21 protein-coding genes are annotated in these 16871 nt (G+C 41.2%); 14 read left to right on the forward strand and 7 right to left on the reverse strand.

The features are described from left to right. Positions 1 to 214 precede the first annotated feature (214 nt). The 6 genes from ACIQXR_RS16075 (at position 215) to ACIQXR_RS16100 (ending at position 4565) form a co-directional block, all read left to right on the forward strand. On the forward strand, positions 215 to 859 hold the full coding sequence (locus ACIQXR_RS16075; protein ID WP_402957253.1) for an FMN-dependent NADH-azoreductase: 645 nt from the start codon (positions 215 to 217) through the stop codon (positions 857 to 859). A 151-nt stretch (positions 860 to 1010) separates the two neighbouring features. Further along, positions 1011 to 1256: a DUF2164 domain-containing protein gene (locus tag ACIQXR_RS16080; RefSeq protein WP_402874035.1), complete on the forward strand. Its 246-nt coding sequence runs from the start codon at positions 1011 to 1013 to the stop codon at positions 1254 to 1256. Positions 1257 to 1707: 451 nt separating this feature from the next. Beyond that, a complete protein-coding gene (locus ACIQXR_RS16085) occupies positions 1708 to 2928 on the forward strand; it encodes a M20 metallopeptidase family protein (protein ID WP_403080395.1) in 1221 nt (406 codons plus the stop codon). 73 nt (positions 2929 to 3001) lie between these two features. Beyond that, complete coding sequence (locus ACIQXR_RS16090; protein ID WP_403080397.1) at positions 3002 to 3817, forward strand: DUF3100 domain-containing protein; 816 nt, start codon at positions 3002 to 3004, stop codon at positions 3815 to 3817. Between the two features lie 31 nt (positions 3818 to 3848). Further along, positions 3849 to 4292: a hypothetical protein gene (locus ACIQXR_RS16095; protein ID WP_402874046.1), complete on the forward strand. Its 444-nt coding sequence runs from the start codon at positions 3849 to 3851 to the stop codon at positions 4290 to 4292. 117 nt (positions 4293 to 4409) lie between these two features. After that, positions 4410 to 4565, forward strand: a complete 156-nt coding sequence (locus ACIQXR_RS16100) for a hypothetical protein (protein WP_402874050.1) — start codon at positions 4410 to 4412, stop codon at positions 4563 to 4565. A gap of 117 nt (positions 4566 to 4682) precedes the next feature. Here ACIQXR_RS16100 and ACIQXR_RS16105 read toward each other — a convergent pair whose 3' ends face one another. Next, the gene (locus ACIQXR_RS16105; protein WP_402874053.1) at positions 4683 to 5027 is read right to left on the reverse strand and encodes a DUF1048 domain-containing protein; all 345 of its coding nucleotides are present in this window, start codon (positions 5025 to 5027) and stop codon (positions 4683 to 4685) included. Continuing rightward, on the reverse strand, positions 5024 to 5368 hold the full coding sequence (locus ACIQXR_RS16110) for a PadR family transcriptional regulator (protein ID WP_402874055.1): 345 nt from the start codon (positions 5366 to 5368) through the stop codon (positions 5024 to 5026). The genes ACIQXR_RS16105 and ACIQXR_RS16110 overlap by 4 nt, the downstream gene beginning before the upstream one ends. Before the next feature lie 289 nt (positions 5369 to 5657). Between ACIQXR_RS16110 and ACIQXR_RS16115 the strand changes: the two genes are divergently transcribed. Genes ACIQXR_RS16115 through ACIQXR_RS16130 form a run of 4 tightly spaced genes read left to right on the forward strand, consistent with a single transcriptional unit; the run spans position 5658 to position 8758 of the window. Further along, a complete protein-coding gene (locus ACIQXR_RS16115; RefSeq protein ID WP_402874058.1) occupies positions 5658 to 6035 on the forward strand; it encodes a GntR family transcriptional regulator in 378 nt (125 codons plus the stop codon). Next, positions 6032 to 6718: an ABC transporter ATP-binding protein gene (locus ACIQXR_RS16120; protein WP_402874061.1), complete on the forward strand. Its 687-nt coding sequence runs from the start codon at positions 6032 to 6034 to the stop codon at positions 6716 to 6718. Before ACIQXR_RS16115 ends, ACIQXR_RS16120 begins: the two co-directional genes overlap by 4 nt. Before the next feature lie 8 nt (positions 6719 to 6726). Beyond that, positions 6727 to 7548 (forward strand): hypothetical protein, encoded by an 822-nt coding sequence (locus tag ACIQXR_RS16125; RefSeq protein ID WP_402874064.1) that lies wholly within the window; start codon positions 6727 to 6729, stop codon positions 7546 to 7548. A 34-nt stretch (positions 7549 to 7582) separates the two neighbouring features. Continuing rightward, complete coding sequence (locus ACIQXR_RS16130) at positions 7583 to 8758, forward strand: hypothetical protein (protein WP_402874067.1); 1176 nt, start codon at positions 7583 to 7585, stop codon at positions 8756 to 8758. A gap of 55 nt (positions 8759 to 8813) precedes the next feature. On the opposite strand, the gene ACIQXR_RS16135 is transcribed toward ACIQXR_RS16130, so the two are convergent. Next, positions 8814 to 9665: a hypothetical protein gene (locus tag ACIQXR_RS16135; protein WP_403080399.1), complete on the reverse strand. Its 852-nt coding sequence runs from the start codon at positions 9663 to 9665 to the stop codon at positions 8814 to 8816. Further along, positions 9638 to 10315, reverse strand: a complete 678-nt coding sequence (locus ACIQXR_RS16140; RefSeq protein WP_402874286.1) for a YqjF family protein — start codon at positions 10313 to 10315, stop codon at positions 9638 to 9640. Before ACIQXR_RS16140 ends, ACIQXR_RS16135 begins: the two co-directional genes overlap by 28 nt. Before the next feature lie 221 nt (positions 10316 to 10536). Here ACIQXR_RS16140 and ACIQXR_RS16145 point away from each other — a divergent pair, with 221 nt between their 5' ends. Beyond that, positions 10537 to 10944, forward strand: a complete 408-nt coding sequence (locus tag ACIQXR_RS16145; RefSeq protein WP_402874072.1) for a VOC family protein — start codon at positions 10537 to 10539, stop codon at positions 10942 to 10944. On the opposite strand, the gene ACIQXR_RS16150 is transcribed toward ACIQXR_RS16145, so the two are convergent. Next, positions 10941 to 11597, reverse strand: coding sequence for a DUF6944 family repetitive protein (locus tag ACIQXR_RS16150; RefSeq protein WP_402874075.1), 657 nt, complete (start codon positions 11595 to 11597; stop codon positions 10941 to 10943). The genes ACIQXR_RS16145 and ACIQXR_RS16150 overlap by 4 nt on opposite strands. A gap of 174 nt (positions 11598 to 11771) precedes the next feature. On the opposite strand from ACIQXR_RS16150, the gene ACIQXR_RS16155 reads away from it, so the two are divergent. Both ACIQXR_RS16155 and ACIQXR_RS16160 read left to right on the forward strand, forming a co-directional pair. Next, complete coding sequence (locus ACIQXR_RS16155) at positions 11772 to 12053, forward strand: hypothetical protein (RefSeq protein WP_402874078.1); 282 nt, start codon at positions 11772 to 11774, stop codon at positions 12051 to 12053. A 19-nt stretch (positions 12054 to 12072) separates the two neighbouring features. Next, positions 12073 to 12546, forward strand: coding sequence for a DUF4306 domain-containing protein (locus ACIQXR_RS16160; protein ID WP_402874081.1), 474 nt, complete (start codon positions 12073 to 12075; stop codon positions 12544 to 12546). A 170-nt stretch (positions 12547 to 12716) separates the two neighbouring features. Here the strand turns inward: ACIQXR_RS16160 and pruA are convergent, their stop codons facing one another. After that, on the reverse strand, positions 12717 to 14261 hold the full coding sequence (pruA, locus tag ACIQXR_RS16165; RefSeq protein WP_402874084.1) for an L-glutamate gamma-semialdehyde dehydrogenase: 1545 nt from the start codon (positions 14259 to 14261) through the stop codon (positions 12717 to 12719). A gap of 138 nt (positions 14262 to 14399) precedes the next feature. On the opposite strand from pruA, the gene ACIQXR_RS16170 reads away from it, so the two are divergent. Beyond that, the gene (locus ACIQXR_RS16170) at positions 14400 to 15692 is read left to right on the forward strand and encodes an AAA-type ATPase lid domain-containing protein (protein WP_402874087.1); all 1293 of its coding nucleotides are present in this window, start codon (positions 14400 to 14402) and stop codon (positions 15690 to 15692) included. A gap of 82 nt (positions 15693 to 15774) precedes the next feature. Here the strand turns inward: ACIQXR_RS16170 and ACIQXR_RS16175 are convergent, their stop codons facing one another. Then, entirely contained in the window at positions 15775 to 16767 is a 993-nt protein-coding gene (locus ACIQXR_RS16175; protein WP_402874090.1) for a proline dehydrogenase family protein, read from the reverse strand. Between the last annotated feature and the right edge of the window lie 104 nt (positions 16768 to 16871).

Raw genomic sequence — 16871 nt, forward strand, 5'->3', positions numbered from 1 at the left:
TCATGGATCCTGACGGTTATTTATTAAAGATTTGCGGAACACTTAAAAGAAAGAGAATGAGGATAATGATCTAATTATCAATAATCTGGATAAAAGTTCAAACAATTTCCAAACAAGTGTGTTGACAAATATGCATGCTTTCTTGTAAGATATAAATATCTTGAATTAAAGATAACTTAAATCAAAATATTTTAATACGAGGAGATTTTATATAATGAATGTATTAGTAGTGAAAGCAAACAACCGTCCGGCAACAGAAGGTATCTCAAGCAAAATGTACGAAACGTTCATGGCTTCATTAGAAGGTAAAGATGTAAATGTAACAACTTATGATGTGTTTGAAGAAGATACACCATACTTCGGTCAAGAAATTTTCAACGCATTCGGCAAAGTGCAAACAGGCGGAGAGTTAACGGATATTGAATCACGTCTTTTGGCTGCTAAACAAAAAGCAATGGATGCAATCACTGCAGCTGACGTAGTGGTATTCGCGTTCCCATTATGGAACTTAACGATTCCGGCTAAATTGCAAACATTCATCGATTATGTGTATGCGGCAGGATTCGCATTCAAATATGATGCAAATGGGAACATGGTTCAATTAATGACAGACAAAAAAGCGATCTTCCTAAACGCTCGCGGCGGAATTTACTCAACTCCGGAAGCAGCTCCAATGGAAATGGCAGTGAACTACATGCGCAATGTATTCGGTGGCGTATTCGGCATGAAAATCATTGATGAAGTCATCATCGAAGGTCACAATGCAATGCCTGATAAAGCACAAGAAATCATTTCTGCAGGGTTGGAAGAAGTGAAAGCTTCTGCACAGCGCCTAGCAGAATTAGCTGTAAAAGGGTAATTAAACGGAAACGGCCAACGAAGCTTTTTGCTTTGTTGGTCGTTTTTTTTTACTTTTGTGCTGTACATATTCTTTTATGAAAAAACAGGCTATAAATGGGGACCATCACCATTTATAATTACATGTACTATCCATGAAGGGGTGTTCGATTTTGTTTATAAAACTTACAAAAGACCAACAGCAATTAATGATTTCCGATATCCAGTATTTCTTCTCGCAAGAAAGAGATGAGGAAATCACGGAATTTGCCGCGGAAAGAGTATTGGATTTCGTCAAGGAAACACTTGCTCCTCATTTCTATAACGCGGCCGTCCAAGATGTTAAACATGTCGTGGAACAACAGTTTTCTTCCATGGAAGATGAAATTCTGACGTTGGAACGCCCGATAAAAAGATAAGCGAGGAAGAATGTGAGGCCTTTTTCCATCCAAAGAGCCGTAGCTTGAGTATATGATGAGTCGTCGATCCCAAGAAAGTAAGGGCGAAGGCTTATTTTTTTATATAGATATAACATTTCTTTTTCGCTTTTTAGAAAAAATAATATTGTAAGAAAGAAATTTTTCTAAAAATTAAAATAAAATTAGTTAGAAGATATAAACTGATGCCCGATCCTATTAACCTTATAAACTCAATAAAATCAGCTCTTTCATTGCCTAAAGTAAAACTATTTAGAAGACCATAATTCTATGAATATGCAGAATTATTGGTATTTTCTGATATGTACAGGTTATATTTGAAATGGTAGTATAAAAGTACTGGTGGATACTGAGGTTAAATATGTAATTTAAATATAATTGTGGCAATTATTATTTTAATAGTATGTACAAAGTAGTATGGGGGATGAGTATTGTGAGTATAAAAAGCGTTACAAGTTCTTTGACGGCAGCTGAAATCGTGGAGAAGGCATCAGGGATCTATGAAGAAGCTGTGAGAATAAGAAGAATGATCCATGAAAATCCTGAACTTGGATTTGAAGAGACAAAAACCGCTGAAATGATTGCGGATTATTTGAAAGGGCTTGGAATCGAAGTGACTACAGGAGTAGCGAAGACGGGAGTTGTGGGTCTTCTTCATGGCGATAAAGAGGGGCCAGTACTTGCGTTACGGGCCGACATTGATGCGTTACCGATTCAGGAGAAAACGGGTGTGCCCTATCAATCTCAAAATCCCGGTGTGATGCATGCGTGCGGACATGATATGCATACCGCGATGTTACTGGCTGCCGCCCATGTTTTATCCCAAAATAAGCAACATATTTCCGGTACGATAAAATTCATTTTCCAACCCGCTGAAGAGATGAAGGGCGGGGGAGGCGTAATGGTCGATGAAGGAGTTCTTAGTAATCCTGCAGTTGACCATGCCTTTGCTTTTCATGTTTGGCCTGAGTTAGCTACTGGAACATATGGATTTAGAAATGGAGCCATCATGGCAAGCATGGATTCCTTTGATGTTGTGCTAAAAGGCAAACAAGGCCATGGGGCAGCACCTCATCAAGGGGTGGATGCAATCGTCGGGGCTGCTCATATCGTAACGGCCCTCCAAACGATAGTTAGCAGGGAAACGGATCCGGTTGACTCCGTCGTTCTGACAATCGGAACGATAGAAGCAGGAGATGGCTATAATATCATCCCTGAAAAAGCTAGTTTTAGAGGAACGGTGCGTACTCTTAATGCCGATACCCGTAAGAAAGTGGCTGACAGTATTCAGCGGATCGTTGAAGGTGTGGCTTCGGCTCTTAAACTAGAAGTGGAAATCAATTTTAACTTTTCAGTGGGCTACCCTGTTACCATAAATGATTCAACATTCAATGAACATGCTGCTGCGATTGCCGTGGACTTATTTGGGGAAGAGTCCGTTCAATGGTTGAGTAAACCAAGTATGGCAAGTGAAGACTTCGCTTTCTATTTAGAAAAAGTTCCGGGTACGTTTGTCTTCTTAGGTGTAGCGGAAAACCCGGATGACCCTATGAAGTTACATAGCGACGTGTTTCTGCCAGATGAGAAAGCCATGATTCAGGGGATTTCACTTATCGTGGGCATAGCTTTACATACGACTGAGAAAATTCAATAAATAACATCGCAAACATGGATCGTACGGGCTTTCCTTTTTGAAGTCCGTACCAATCGTAGACAAAAAAGGAGTGATGAATGTGCAAGAAAATTCTCTGCGTAGTTGGAAAATTCATTTTTTTGTTTTGATATTAGTGTGTATAACAGAATTCATCGGTGTAAAAACCTTTAATATCGGTATTGGGGCCATTGCCTTATTTCCCATGTTGTATGCATTGATCATCGGTGCGGTCATTAGTTTACCTACTTTGAAAGTCTTAAAACCGAAGGAAATGAATGTGGCGGCCAATATTTTAGGGATTTCATTCATGCTTTTTGTAGCCAAATTAGGCATGTTAATGGGACCATCCTTGCCACAGATATTTGATGCCGGCCTTGCTTTAGGCTTGCAGGAATTGGGGCATTTCGCAGGGACGATTCTATTAGGTTTACCGATTGCATTGTTACTTGGCATGAAAAGAGAAGCAGTCGGTGCCACTTTTTCGATTGATAGAGAACCAAACTTAGCCATCATCGCTGAAAAATATGGATCGGATTCACCTGAAGGCAGGGGAGCACTGGGCGTATATGTGTGCGGGACTTTGTTTGGAGCATTATACCTTTCCGTGTTAGCGAGCTTTTTGGCTCAAACTGGTTGGTTCCATCCGATTTCACTTGCCATGGGTGCAGGAGTGGGATCAGGTAGTATGATGGCTGCCATGTCTGGAGCGCTAGCGGTAATATTCCCGGAATCCGCAAAGGATATTGCTGTATTTGCCGGTGCGGCTAACTTAATTACAACAATCTTAGGGACATACATATGTGTATTCTTCTCCCTTCCTTTTACAAACTTTTTATACAAAAAATTAGAACCCGTTTTGGGGCGTAAGTCAAAAGTGATTGAAAAATAAGGCAGTGCAGGACTTAAAGGGGAGAGGTTATATGAAAGATAAGATATTGACTTTTATAATCATTGGAATAATAGCCCTGATGGGAAATTGGATTGGATACGATGTTTCACCTATAGATGCACTACCAGGCATGTTGATCATTGTTGCCGTTACGATCGTAGGGTTCTTTTTGGCTAAAGTCATCCCTATAAAACTACCCATCGTCATTTGGGTTTCGATGTTAGCGCTGCTGATTACAACGCCCATTTTTCCCGGAAATGCAGAAATCATCAAGGTAACGGAACATGTGAATTTCATGGCGCTGGCCACTCCCATTTTGGCATATGCGGGCCTATCCTTCGGGAAAGATTTAAAGGAATTCAAACAATTAGGGTGGCGAATCGTTGTCATTTCTCTAGTTGTTTATACAGGAACGTTTGTCCTTTCAACGGTTGTTGCAGAAATTAGTTTTAGATTAACTGGGAAATTCCATTAAGCGTACTTAAAGAAAGATGCCCGTCTCAGTAAATGAAGCGGGCATTTTTTTATGCAAACTGATTCAAGAATGAAAAAGCCACTCCTGGATATTCTATCAATGAAAGGGGTGTAGCCCATGAAAAAGCGCGAAAATCATGAAGAAGAACCGATCGTAGCCGATGGAATCACAACGCAAGAGGAGCTGGATGAAAGCGCCACTCCGGAAGAGGTGGCAAAAGGAGACTGTACAAAAGTCGTCACACTCTCATTGGATGAAAATGATCCAAGCTGAACGGAAAGTCAGCAGGCCCATTGGGTTTGCTGACATTTTTCGAAAATAATAAGAGCCTTCTACAGTTTACGTAGCGAGGCTCTTTAAAATTGTTTGCTTCTTATCCTTCAAATAGATTCATTCAATACGTCCGATGGTATCGTTCAATTTCTTGCGATACTTATCCTTCCAAGTTTGCTCATCCTTCACTAGTTCGTCACAGAAGGCAGCCACGTCCTCACCTGTCAGGTCGATGACTTTTTTGCTTTCCGCTGCACCTTCCTCGAAAAGGTCGAGAATACCGGAATAAATACGATTGGTACCCTCCCAATCGGTGGGGCTGTCGCCAGCAGTCCACATATACTTTTGGATCGCTTTGTAAGCGTTATGGTATTCACTAGGAAGAGCCTTCGCACGCGCCTCCATCGCTTTCCATTCTCTCTTTTCATCAAAACTTCCCATTATTTTTTCAAAAAAACTCATTTTGCGTCTCCCCTTTCAATCGGTAAGTTTTTAAGTTCATTCAGTTTACTTGAAATGAATGCCCATTTTGTCCAGAAAACTTGAAGCTTTTCTTGACCCGCTGCATTGAGGGTGTAAAATTTCCTTGGTGGTCCCATCGTGGATGGCTTTTTCTCGATGTCTACCAGATTGTTCTTCTCAAGCCTCATCGTAATCGTATAAACCGTGCCCTCCACTACATCAACGAAGCCAAGTTTTTGTAGTTGCTGTGTAATGTCGTAGCCATACGTTTCGCCCCGGCTGATGATTTCAAGCACACAACCTTCAAGCACCCCTTTCAGCATTTCTGTCAGATTCTCCAAAAGAATTCACCCCATATGTTTATTGTTGGATTTCATACGCTATTTAGTAATACTTACTACTAGTATATAGTATCACATAGTAGTGATTTGTCAATCGCCTTCCATTTATCTATAGAGTATTTTTGGAGGAATCGTCTTCATCATAAAATGGAAATATTTTTTAAAACGATATTGACAGCTGAAGTGTATTACGGGTATAGTACATACATAAGGTGTATGAACCACTTAATACATACACTTGAGTCCAAGTGTGATTATCAGATCTTTTATTAAATATAGGGGTGGTTTAATGAACGTTTCGTTTAATGCCCGTGAGCCGGTTTATTTGCAAGTGGTGAGGCACTTCAAAGAACAGATGGCCATTGGAGAGTTAGTTGCGGGACAGGAAATCCCTTCGCGTCGGGAATTGGCGGCAACATTGAATATTAATCCGAATACGGCCCAAAAGGCGTATAAAGAAATGGAGGAACAAGGTTTGATTCATACAGAAAGAAATTTCCCAAGTCGAATCACTACGGATGAAGAGATGTTACATGCTGTCCGACAAGAGCTTATTCTTGCTGCGGTCGATTCTTTTGTAGAAGCCATTCGTCCCATTCATGTACCGGTTGATGAGCTACTTCAGATCGTGAAAGATAAATATGCAAAAGAGGGGGAAGAGAAATGATCGAAGTGAAGCAAATCTCTAAGAAGTACGGTCGAAAGAAAATCTTGGATGGTATGTCTTTTACCGCGAATAAAGGGGAGATCACCTGCCTGATCGGGATAAACGGTGTAGGGAAAACCACGACGTTAAAGGCGATTATGGGATTGACGCCGTATCGTGGGGAAATTTTGATTGATCATGAAAAGCTCAATACAAACAGTTATGAAAAGATCACCTTCATTCCGGACGCTCCGATTATGCTTCCGCAAATGACGATCAAGCAGGCGATGGTCTTCATGAACGATTTTTATACTACATGGAATCAGTCAAGAGCCAATGAGTTGCTGGATTTTTTCAAACTGGAGGAAAACACAAGGATTTCGGATTTATCAAAAGGGAACACGGCGAAAGTCAACCTGATGCTGGGTCTGTCGCTTGATGTGGATTACGTACTAATGGATGAACCATTTTCCGGCATCGATATGTTTAGCCGGGAACAAATTGCTGACGTCTTTGCCAGTCATTTGATCGAGGACAGGGGAGTCATCATCACGACCCATGAAATCGGGGATATTGAACATTTAATCGATAAGGTCATCTTACTTGGAAACGGAAATGTAGTGAAAGAGTTCAATACAGAAGATATGCGTGAAGAGGAAGGGAAATCAGTAGTCGATGTAATGAGAGAGGTGTATCAAGGATGATGCGTTATATGAAGCTAGTCAATTTCGAAATCAACCGTTTTAGCAAAATCTATTTTTCATTGTTGTTGATCACGATCCTTTCGCAATTTGCAGGCGTGATCATTAAAGTACAAGGATTCTTAAATAAAACTGATCAAACCATGTTAGAAGAAAAATTGACCGAAGCTACTTATTTAGAAGTGTATGGCGGAGTGAACTTTAACTTGGTTTCAGGGTCGCTCTGGTTTTTAGGACCGATTGCGTTGTGTGCCGTTGCCCTTATATTCTACATCTTTCTCATTTGGTACCGTGATTGGTTCGGGAAAAATACTTTTATTTATCGCCTGTTGATGCTGCCGACTACGAGATTATCTCTCTATTTATCCAAAGCTACAGCGATTTTCTTGATGGTATTAGGACTGATTGCCTTACAATTGATCATCCTGCCGATGGAGAATGCCCTGTTCAATTCCATGATGCCGGAAGTGTTCTTAACCGCAAAAATGAGCGTGATGACCATCCTTGAATCCAACCGAGTATTAGCGCTCATCATTCCTGGCTCGTTCACTCAATTTATCATTTCCTATGGAATCGGGCTGATGATCCTGTTTGTCTTATTTACAGCCATCATGTTGGAAAGAAGTTACCGGATCAAAGGGATTGTGCTAGGCATTATTTATTCCGTACTAGCGGGCGCATTGTTCCTATCGCCTATTTGGCTGAATGGTTCTAACGGTATCTCTCTTTATCCGTCAGAAATCTTCGGTAGTTTAATCGCTTTGGGGATTATCATTACAGCCGTCTCCATCTGGCTTGGCTCTTGGTTGTTAAAGAAACGTGTAACCGTATAAAGTCCCACCAACTAATATAAGGAGAGTGAACAGGGTGAAACGATATATCAGCAGCATCCTCATCGTCGTCGTTAGTCTATTTAGTATCGGAACGTATTATGCTCAAGTAACTTCTTACGCTTCAAACCTTCCAAAACTTACATTTAAAACGATAGAAGGTAATGAAAAGGAATTACAATCGGTTTCCTTGGAAGGATATTATGAAGAGGGCAGCCTAAGTGAACATTTTCGTGTTGAATCCAATAAATTGAAATATGCAAAAGAACAGTCTTATTTTGAAAAATTTTTTGATTTCTATGATCCTAACTATAAACGGTTGGTGAATGAGTATCGTTCCTTCATGAGGGATAAAGAATATATCGAAACGTATTATGAAGATCGAGATAACCTGACGTTCGTAACCATGAATGTGGATTATGAGAATAGAAAATTTAGCTCGTACTTCAATATTGATAGTTTAGAAAAGAAAAACAAAGATGAAAAGTCGTATGAAATAGATGTGCCAGAACAAGAAAAATATGATGATATCACAGTAAGGGATATTCAATTCGCTCAATCCAAATTACAGGTCATCACTCAAAATGATGTGATTACGAAGGATGAAAAAGATACGGTTGAGATACACCACTACACCATTGATTTAGCTGGTCAAAAAATCGTGAGCGATGAAACGCTTTTATCCGAAACGTTTGATTCATCCAATGAAGGACATTTCTCTATGCCGTCAAAAGTCGATAGAGGGATGGCAAGTCATGTGTTCTTACTGGCGTTAGTAAAAGGTAGGTATAGTGAAGAGGAAGGATTCATGGAAAAAAGGGGTGAAAGTTCACTATTCGCTTATCATTACGACACAAAGAAACTGGAAAAAATCAAGATTCCAAATGAAGAGAATATCACCTTTGAATCTGTGGAAAGTGACTTTTTCTATGATGAGGAGACTCTCTACGTGACAGGATGGGAGGAAGGGAGGAATCGTATCCTCACCTTTGATATCGATAAACAGAAAGTAATCAATGACTACAAACCGGGATCTGTTGATTTCACTGAGATAAAGGATGGACGCATCTTTGCCATTACCAAAGGTGAATTGCTGATTGCCAATCCGAAGACTGGAAAGACGCTTTATAAAGGAGAATTGGTGGTCGATTCTGATGATCAAAAGAAAGATAAGAACTATCTCATTCAATTGCATGATGTAATTATCAAATAAAATCCATGCCGCGACTCCCCTTGAAGAAGGGGAGTTTTTCAGGTTTATAAGTCTTCTATTTTTCCGTTATGAATCTCTCAACATTATCTGATAAAAGAACGGTATCCCATGGTATCCAATACCATTGTTCCCCATCGAAAAATAAGGGGAACGTATAGGCGATCGGTTCTTCGGTATAGAATGCGAGTTGATAGCCAGTCGGGTCTCCTTGGCTGGTATTCGGATTAAAGCTGGCGTTCGTCTTTCCTTCGTTAAGTATCAGGGTCATGGCTTGTATCTCATGTTTATCCGATAATGAATGGGTCAGTACAGGATGATTATCTTTATCCTCTTTATATATATCTATTCGATTGATCGATTCTTCATCGATGTCTTCGTATTTGCCCCGAAATGTTTGATTCTCCGTAACTTCATGATAGATTGCATACCCATTGATCTCGTCTTTTGACTGAATAGCAGCAAATTCAGGCTCCCCTTGTATGGCAAAAACCTTCGTACCCTTTTCCCAGAATGCGGCGTCACCTTCTTTCGTCTTGTAATCGACATCGAATATATGATCCGCGACTTTGAACTTCACTTCTCCTATCTTTTCCCCGATAGAAGTGGAATCGGCAAGGAAAGCGGAATGGACCCCTTCATACTGTTTGCCATTGATTTTAACGAAATCGACCCACTCAATGATTGATTCTTGAGCATTACAAGAGACAAGGAATAAACTGCATGTCAACATCCCTATCCATTTTTTCATCATGACACCTCCGTTTGTAGACTGATAAATTGCCGATTTTGACCGATAAATAGGGGCAATTGACCGATATATTCCAATTTTGACCGATAAATGCTCAACATTGACCGATATAATGGCTATATCCAAATCATTTAGTCGGTCGCACGGACCAATGGCCACATCCGGACTTCCAATGTTTTTGCAAAATGCAAGATGGGCTTGTCGCTTTCAACTTGAATGCCTTGATTGGTCAGCATCGTGTTCTGTCTGATATCCGCTTCAGCATGCTGGAGTGGCCAGGGTTTATGCAGGATATCGCAGCGAAGCGGCACTCCTCTATTATTTAGTGTATATAAGCAATAACGCTCTGTAAGCCATTCATCGAAAGAACCTTTTTCGGCAAGATACGGTTCTGAGGTTGGTTTGTATGTACACTCGAATGTTTGATTGCCGTTTCTTCTCTTGCTAATATAATCGATGACATCACCGCTGCGTTGCACATTCATATCGGCAAACTTATATGGCAAGTGGTATACAGTTTGGGCAGTCTTGACCGCAAGCATATTGGAGGCATCCAGACTAAAGAAGTACACCCCTGGTTTTCCATCAACCGTAACATAAGTCCGGACGTTGAGTTCCGGAAATCGATCCGTGCCTGGAACGGGAGGGAGCCCTCTTAAGCGGATGTCAGTCATATGAAACGGAACGACGCCTATCCACCCCATGCCATCAAAAGAATCTATCGGCAGCACGGTAGGTACTAACTTTCGCAAGACGTCGATCTTTATTGGATAATGGGCAAACAATAGATCATTCCATGTCTGTTTCATCGTCCAGGGTAATCGTGGCAATGGCCATGAACGATGGCTATCGTCCCATTGGTTATCAAAGAAGTGTTTAGGTTGGTCTTTCATGTTGTTCTCCTCCTTATTCACGGCTGCTTTAAACCTGTTGCAAGCATCTATTCTTTTCTTTTATGCTAAAATAAACCAGTTACTGGTAGTATATCAAAATGAACCCGTTTTCGATATAAAACAAAGGAGGTGGGCACATGTCAAAAGGTTTCATTCATCATATCGAAATAAATGTATCCGACTTGGAAAGAACCGTGACATTTTGGAGTTGGTTTTTGGAAGAGCTAGGGTATCGTCCTTTCCAGGAATGGGATGGGGGGAGGAGCTGGAGAATCGATGATCTGTATGTGGTGTTTGTCCAAGCAGAGAAGCGTTTTCTCGAAATTCCCTTTCATAGGGGAAGAGTGGGGCTTAATCATCTAGCTTTTCATGCAAGCTCACGCCAGGAAGTGGATGAGATGACACATAAATTAAAACAGCAGGGAATGCGCATTCTTTATCCCGACAGGCATCCGTTCGCTGGTGGGAAGGACCATTATGCTGTATTCTTCGAGGATCCCGATAGATTGAAAGTGGAATTGGTTGCTCCTGTTGAATCCCTTTAGGGATGGGCAAAATGATAGTGGTGATACGAATAAGGATTACCACTATCATTTACAGGGGCTGATGCAGATTCTACCTCAATTGTAATGGCGTTAATCAAGACAAAAGCCCCAATGACTTGAATCCATCCTCCCACCAACAAGATTATTTCACCAATTTCCGTGTGTTCCTGTAAGATGAAGATATTGCCGATTGCGACTAGGAAAGAGCCCAATGATATGAGGCTGTTTCCCGTAATATTGAGAGACCTGAACGGAGAGTCCTCTGAAATATAGCCTCCGAATGCTTCAAAAGCGGCGCCAGTTCCTTGGATGCCACTACCTAAGGTATCAATTTTTAAGCCTTCTTCCTCTTCACCACTCAGTTCAATACTGATCCCAACTGAATTTGCCGTATTCCCTGCAGCTTCAAGCCAGGCGCCAATAATCGAATAAATTTGCGAGAGCTGTTGATATTCTGGATTGAACAGTTTGGTTCTCCCGATGGCTTGCAGCGAATTACCGAACGCCTCGATTCCATTGCCTTTAACAATTAAATCCTTTCCTAAATCAGAACTTGTTAAGGATTGCTGGGTCTGCCCAATCGCCTCAACAACCGATCCTATTCCCAATATCCATGCCCCTATAATAAGGAGGTCTTCTCCGCTTGTATTCATAGTCCAACGCCCCTTACAAGAAGTTACCTTATGGTATTCCGGGAAGTACGTTTATGTACAGGTAAACGATGAGGAATATCATATAATTTGGATATTTATGTTAAACTGGATAGGGAGTTACTTACCTTTTAATAAAAAATAAGAATGTTATTAACCATGTAGGCGGGGGTTCAAATGGGGATATTTTTTATAAAGAGAGGAAATGCGAAAAGAACAAAAGCGAATATGATCCTTCATACGATGATTGCGGTAGCGATGATCATCCTTTTAGTGATGGCAATCATCAACGGAAAAGATTTCTTTTACTTAAAGCTGATTTTCCTATTAGCGGGTATAAGTTCGATTATAGATGGAATGGAAAGCTATTTACAAAAGGAAAAAAGGAAAGTCTATCTGCTTGATTTCGGATATGCGTTGGTTTGGTTCTTATTGGTTTATATGTATACGACCATGTAAGAGGGAAGGGGACATGACGATGAAGGGTGCAATACAGGTCATAATGGCGATGCTGTTCCTTATGATTTTCACGTTTTGTGCGTGGTATGAAGGAAGCGAAATCTTGGACAATCCATGGGAGTGGGAATATTCGACGCCTTTTTCGGAGCTATTACACACTCAAGTTGAAGGCCCGGAGGATATTTCCAATCTGGACCATCTTGTGTACGCGGCCAAGTTCAGGCCGTTGTTCCCGGCACTTATGATGTTGACACTATTATATCTAGTCACGCTAACGGGCCTTACAGTAAGTAAAGGAAGCCAGAAAAAATCGGCTTTCTTCCTAACTGGGCTGGGCGTTTTATTGCTGCTCATGAGCGGTTTGATTTGGAGTTCACCGACGGTTGGGGGCCATTTCTTCAAGGGGATTTCTCTAATCTTGGGTATAGTGTCCATCTTGCTCGGAGCGTTGTACTACTTTAAATGGACACCCACATCCAAAAGAGTGGCTTAGTTATAGGTACTCTATGAATTTGAATATATATATATATATATAGAAGAAACTCGGAATATATGAGCCACAGGAAAGGAACAGCCCGCATTAATAGGGCTGTTCCTTTTTTGTGGCTCATGACTTTATCTTTCCTATATAATAGGAAGAAACTCGACATGGACTAGAGGTTCTTACAATTTTTCAGATACTGATTTGGATTGCATATGCAACGTCAAGAAGTCAGGACCGCCTGCTTTTGAACAAGTTCCGGACATATTGTACCCTCCGAATGGTTGGTACCCAACGATAGCACCTGTACAGCCTCGGTTAAAGTATAAATTCCCCACGAAGAACTCTTCGCGCGCCTGTTCGATATGGTCACGGTTTGTTGAAATGACGGCACCCGTCAAGCCGTATTCTGTGTTATTGGCAATTTCTAGCGCTTCGTCAAAGTCTTTTGCTTTGGAAACGGCGACAATCGGGCCGAAGATTTCTTCTTGCATCAAGCGTGCTCTTGGTGCCACATCTGCGACAACAGTTGGTTGAATGAAGTAACCCGTTGAATCATCCGCTTCTCCACCCGTTAAGATGCGTCCTTCTTCTTTAGCGACGTCAAAGTAGCTTGTCACCTTTTTGAAGGCATTTTCATCAATGACGGTAGCCATGAAGTTGTTATGATCGGTCGGATCTCCGACGGTTAATTCCTTTGTCAATTCAACCACCCGGTCCAACACGGTATCGTAAACATCTTCGACGATGATGGCACGTGAGCATGCGGAACATTTTTGGCCACTGAAGCCGAACGCGGATTTAACGATAGATTGTGCAGCCAATTCAAGGTCTGCCTCTTTGTCGACGACGATTGTATCTTTCCCGCCCATTTCGGCAATGACGCGCTTGATCCAAATTTGGCCTTCATTTACGGCTGCCGCGCGTTGGTTAATGCGCAGACCGACATCGCGTGAACCGGTGAAGCTGATGAAGCGAGTACGTGGGTGATCGACTAAGTAATCGCCAACCTCGCCACCAGGTCCTGGGATGTAGTTCACGACACCAGCTGGAAGGCCGGCTTCTTCAAGAATTTCGATGAATTTATACGCAATGATTGGTGTTGTGGATGCTGGTTTCAGTAAGATGGTGTTCCCGGTAACCACGGCTGCCACGGCCGTACCTGACATGATGGCAAATGGGAAGTTCCATGGTGAAATGATAACGCCGACACCCAGTGGGATATAGCCAAATTTATTGTATTCGCCTGGAAGGCTTTTTACTGGTTTTCCGTCTTTCAATTCGAGCATTTGACGCGCATAATATTCCATGAAGTCAATGGCTTCCGCTGTGTCAGCATCTGCTTCCACCCATGGTTTACCTGCTTCGATTGTCATGATCGCAGACATTTCATGACGACGGCGTCTTGTAATGGCAGCTGCTTTAAATAGAATGTCAGCCCGAACTTCCGGTTTTACTTTGCTCCAAGTCTTGAATGTTTGATCGGCAACTTGCATTGCCTTTTCGGCCAGTTCTTTGTTTGCCTTAGATACTGTGCCCACGACTTCGGTTTTTTTAGCCGGATTGTAAGAAGTGATTTTATCATGAGTAGTGATGCGTTCCCCACCAATAACTAATGGATAATCTTTTCCAAGTTCACTTTGAACCTTTTGGAGGGCCTCGTTGTAAGCTTGTTGGTTTTCCTTTTTTGAAAAGTCAGTTAGTTGTTCAGTTGTGTATGGAATCAATTTAATATCCTCCTTATAATCACGGGTGCCAAATAATTGTGCACTTATGTTATTGTTAATATATATATAATGCAACATTTTTTGGCATATTACAATAACTTTTCCGAAAATTTACAAAAATTCAAAAGGGGTGTTCCAATGAAACAGCAAGATTTACACGAGATTTATAAATATATTACGGACAATATTTCAGCAGGGATACACGCCGTGGATGCTCAGGGGAAAACCGTGATCTATAATGCGAAAATGCGGGAGCTAAAAGGGATTCATTCGCTTGAGGAAGATCAATTCGAGCAAGAAATGATCGCTAAAATTAATGATAGCCATCTTTATCAGGTCCTGAAAACATGCGAGCCGATCAAAAACTACAAAATGAATTTCTGGAATCGTGTCGGTCAGGAAATTGTGACGATTTCCGATATCCTGCCGATTAAGAAAGACGGTGAATTGCTTGGGGCCGTCGAGATATCGAAGGATATTACCGAGAGGGAGTTAATGGCCTATCAACCGTTGCGGCGGTATGGCCAACCCCTCACATTCGATATCATTACGGCTGTTTCCCCACTTATGGCGGGGGTGATCGAACGGGCCAAGATGGCTGCCAAAACGAGGATGCCTGTTTTGCTTTATGGGGAGTCGGGGACGGGAAAGGATATGATCGCAGAAGGGATCCATCATGATTTAAACCCTGAAAATGATCATTTCATTACACTGATTTGCCGGAATGACGAACAAGCATTGATTGACCAGCTGAAGCAGCAAATCGATAAAAATGAACAAGTCACGATTTTTTGCGAGCGTGTGGAATACCTTTCCCTTGAAGGCCAGGAAAGGATCCTGAATCTGTTCAAGGAACATCTGGAGAGTCACGTTTTTATAGCAAGCGTCGGAAAAGACCCAATTGATTTGATCGAGAAAGGGCAGCTTTCCAAGGATTTATATTACTTCTTTGCATCGGTTTGCATAAATGTCCCCGCATTAAGTGATCGAAAAGAAGATATTAAGCCATTTATATCGGACTACTTTAAGCGCTATCGCAACAATACCGGAAGCCGGATCCAAGGGCTTTCAGCTAAAGTGGAACAGATCTTTCTCGATTATGATTGGCCAGGAAATTTAAAAGAGCTAGAAGTATTGCTGGATGATATAACCAGTACGATGACGAATGAAACATCCATTGATTTTGATATGCTGCCGATATATTTCAGGTGGAAGATCCAAAGCGAGGAGCTTTCCGATACGACGGGGAACATGTTTGTAGCGGAAAATGAAAAAGATATTCGTCCATTAAGCGTATTCATGAACGAAGTCGAAGAGTACTATATCCAAAATGCCTTGAAAATGTTCGATGGCAACGTTTCGCAAACGGCAAAAGCACTTGGCCTTCGGAGGCAAAGCCTGCAATACCGCCTCAAAAAATTCAATGAGTAACAGGAAAACCCGAATGATGGTCATTCGGGTTTTCTGTATAAAAAAATGACTCCCGAAAACGACGGGAATCATCCAGTTTGCCTTATCGTGTTTTTTGCTTAACTGCACGTCTTTTTGAAAGTCGGCCCAGTATAAATGCTCCGGTCGCTACGCTGATTCCGATATTTGTTTTCTTGTTGAAGACTTGCTTTGTGACCAATGTCAGGTTTTGAGGTCTTTCGGCCAATCGTCTCATGAAGTATCCATACCAATCGGCGCCAAATGGGACATATGTACAGAAATTATATCCTTCTTTTGCAAGCTCTAGCTGTAATTCTTTACGGAAGCCATAAAGCATTTGGAATTCGAATTTTTCTTTAGGGATATTATTTTGGATGACGAACTTCTTAACATGGTTGATGACACGATGATCATGTGTCGCAATCGATGTAAATTTTCCGTGCAATAAGTGGTATTCAATCAGGTCGATATAGTGTTTATCGATTTCCTCTTTACTTTGATACGCAATCGTTTCAGGTTCTTTGTAGGCTCCTTTTACAATTCGTAAACGGTAATCCTTGAATCGCTCGATATTCTCCATCGATTCGTGGAAGTAAGCCTGAATGACGGTCCCTACGTTACCAAAGTGTTCTTGGACCGTTTCCATCAAATCGAATGAGGGATGTAAGCGTTCATAATTTTCCATATCGAAATTGATGAAAATATTATATTCCTTCGCTTTTTCAGCGATTTCTAATAAATTCTGAAGACAAAAATCATAATCAATATCTAAACCAAGCTGTGATGGTTTGAGGGATATATGTGCATCTGCCTGGTTTTCATGAATGGCTTCGATTACCTTGATGATTTGTTCCTTTGCTGCCGTCGCTTCGCTTTTTTCGAATACAAATTCACCAAGGTTATCTACTGTACAGGAAATACCTTGTTGATTTAAATGTTTGATGGTATGGATCGTTTCTTCAATGTTCGTCCCTGCGACCACACTTTGTGCCCCAAGCTTTAACCCATACCGTTGTGCAGCGCTGTTCAAGGTTTTATTTTCTGACAGATGAATAAAAAAATCACGTAAAATCATGTGATTGCCCCCTAAATTATGAAATTATTTGAAGATTATAATATTTTTTCAAGAAAATCAAATCGTTTTTTTTTCTTTTTCTGTGAAACTTTGAAAATAAGCTT

This window comes from Peribacillus sp. NPDC097224 (assembly GCF_044761985.1).
GTDB lineage: Bacteria > Bacillota > Bacilli > Bacillales > DSM-1321 > Peribacillus.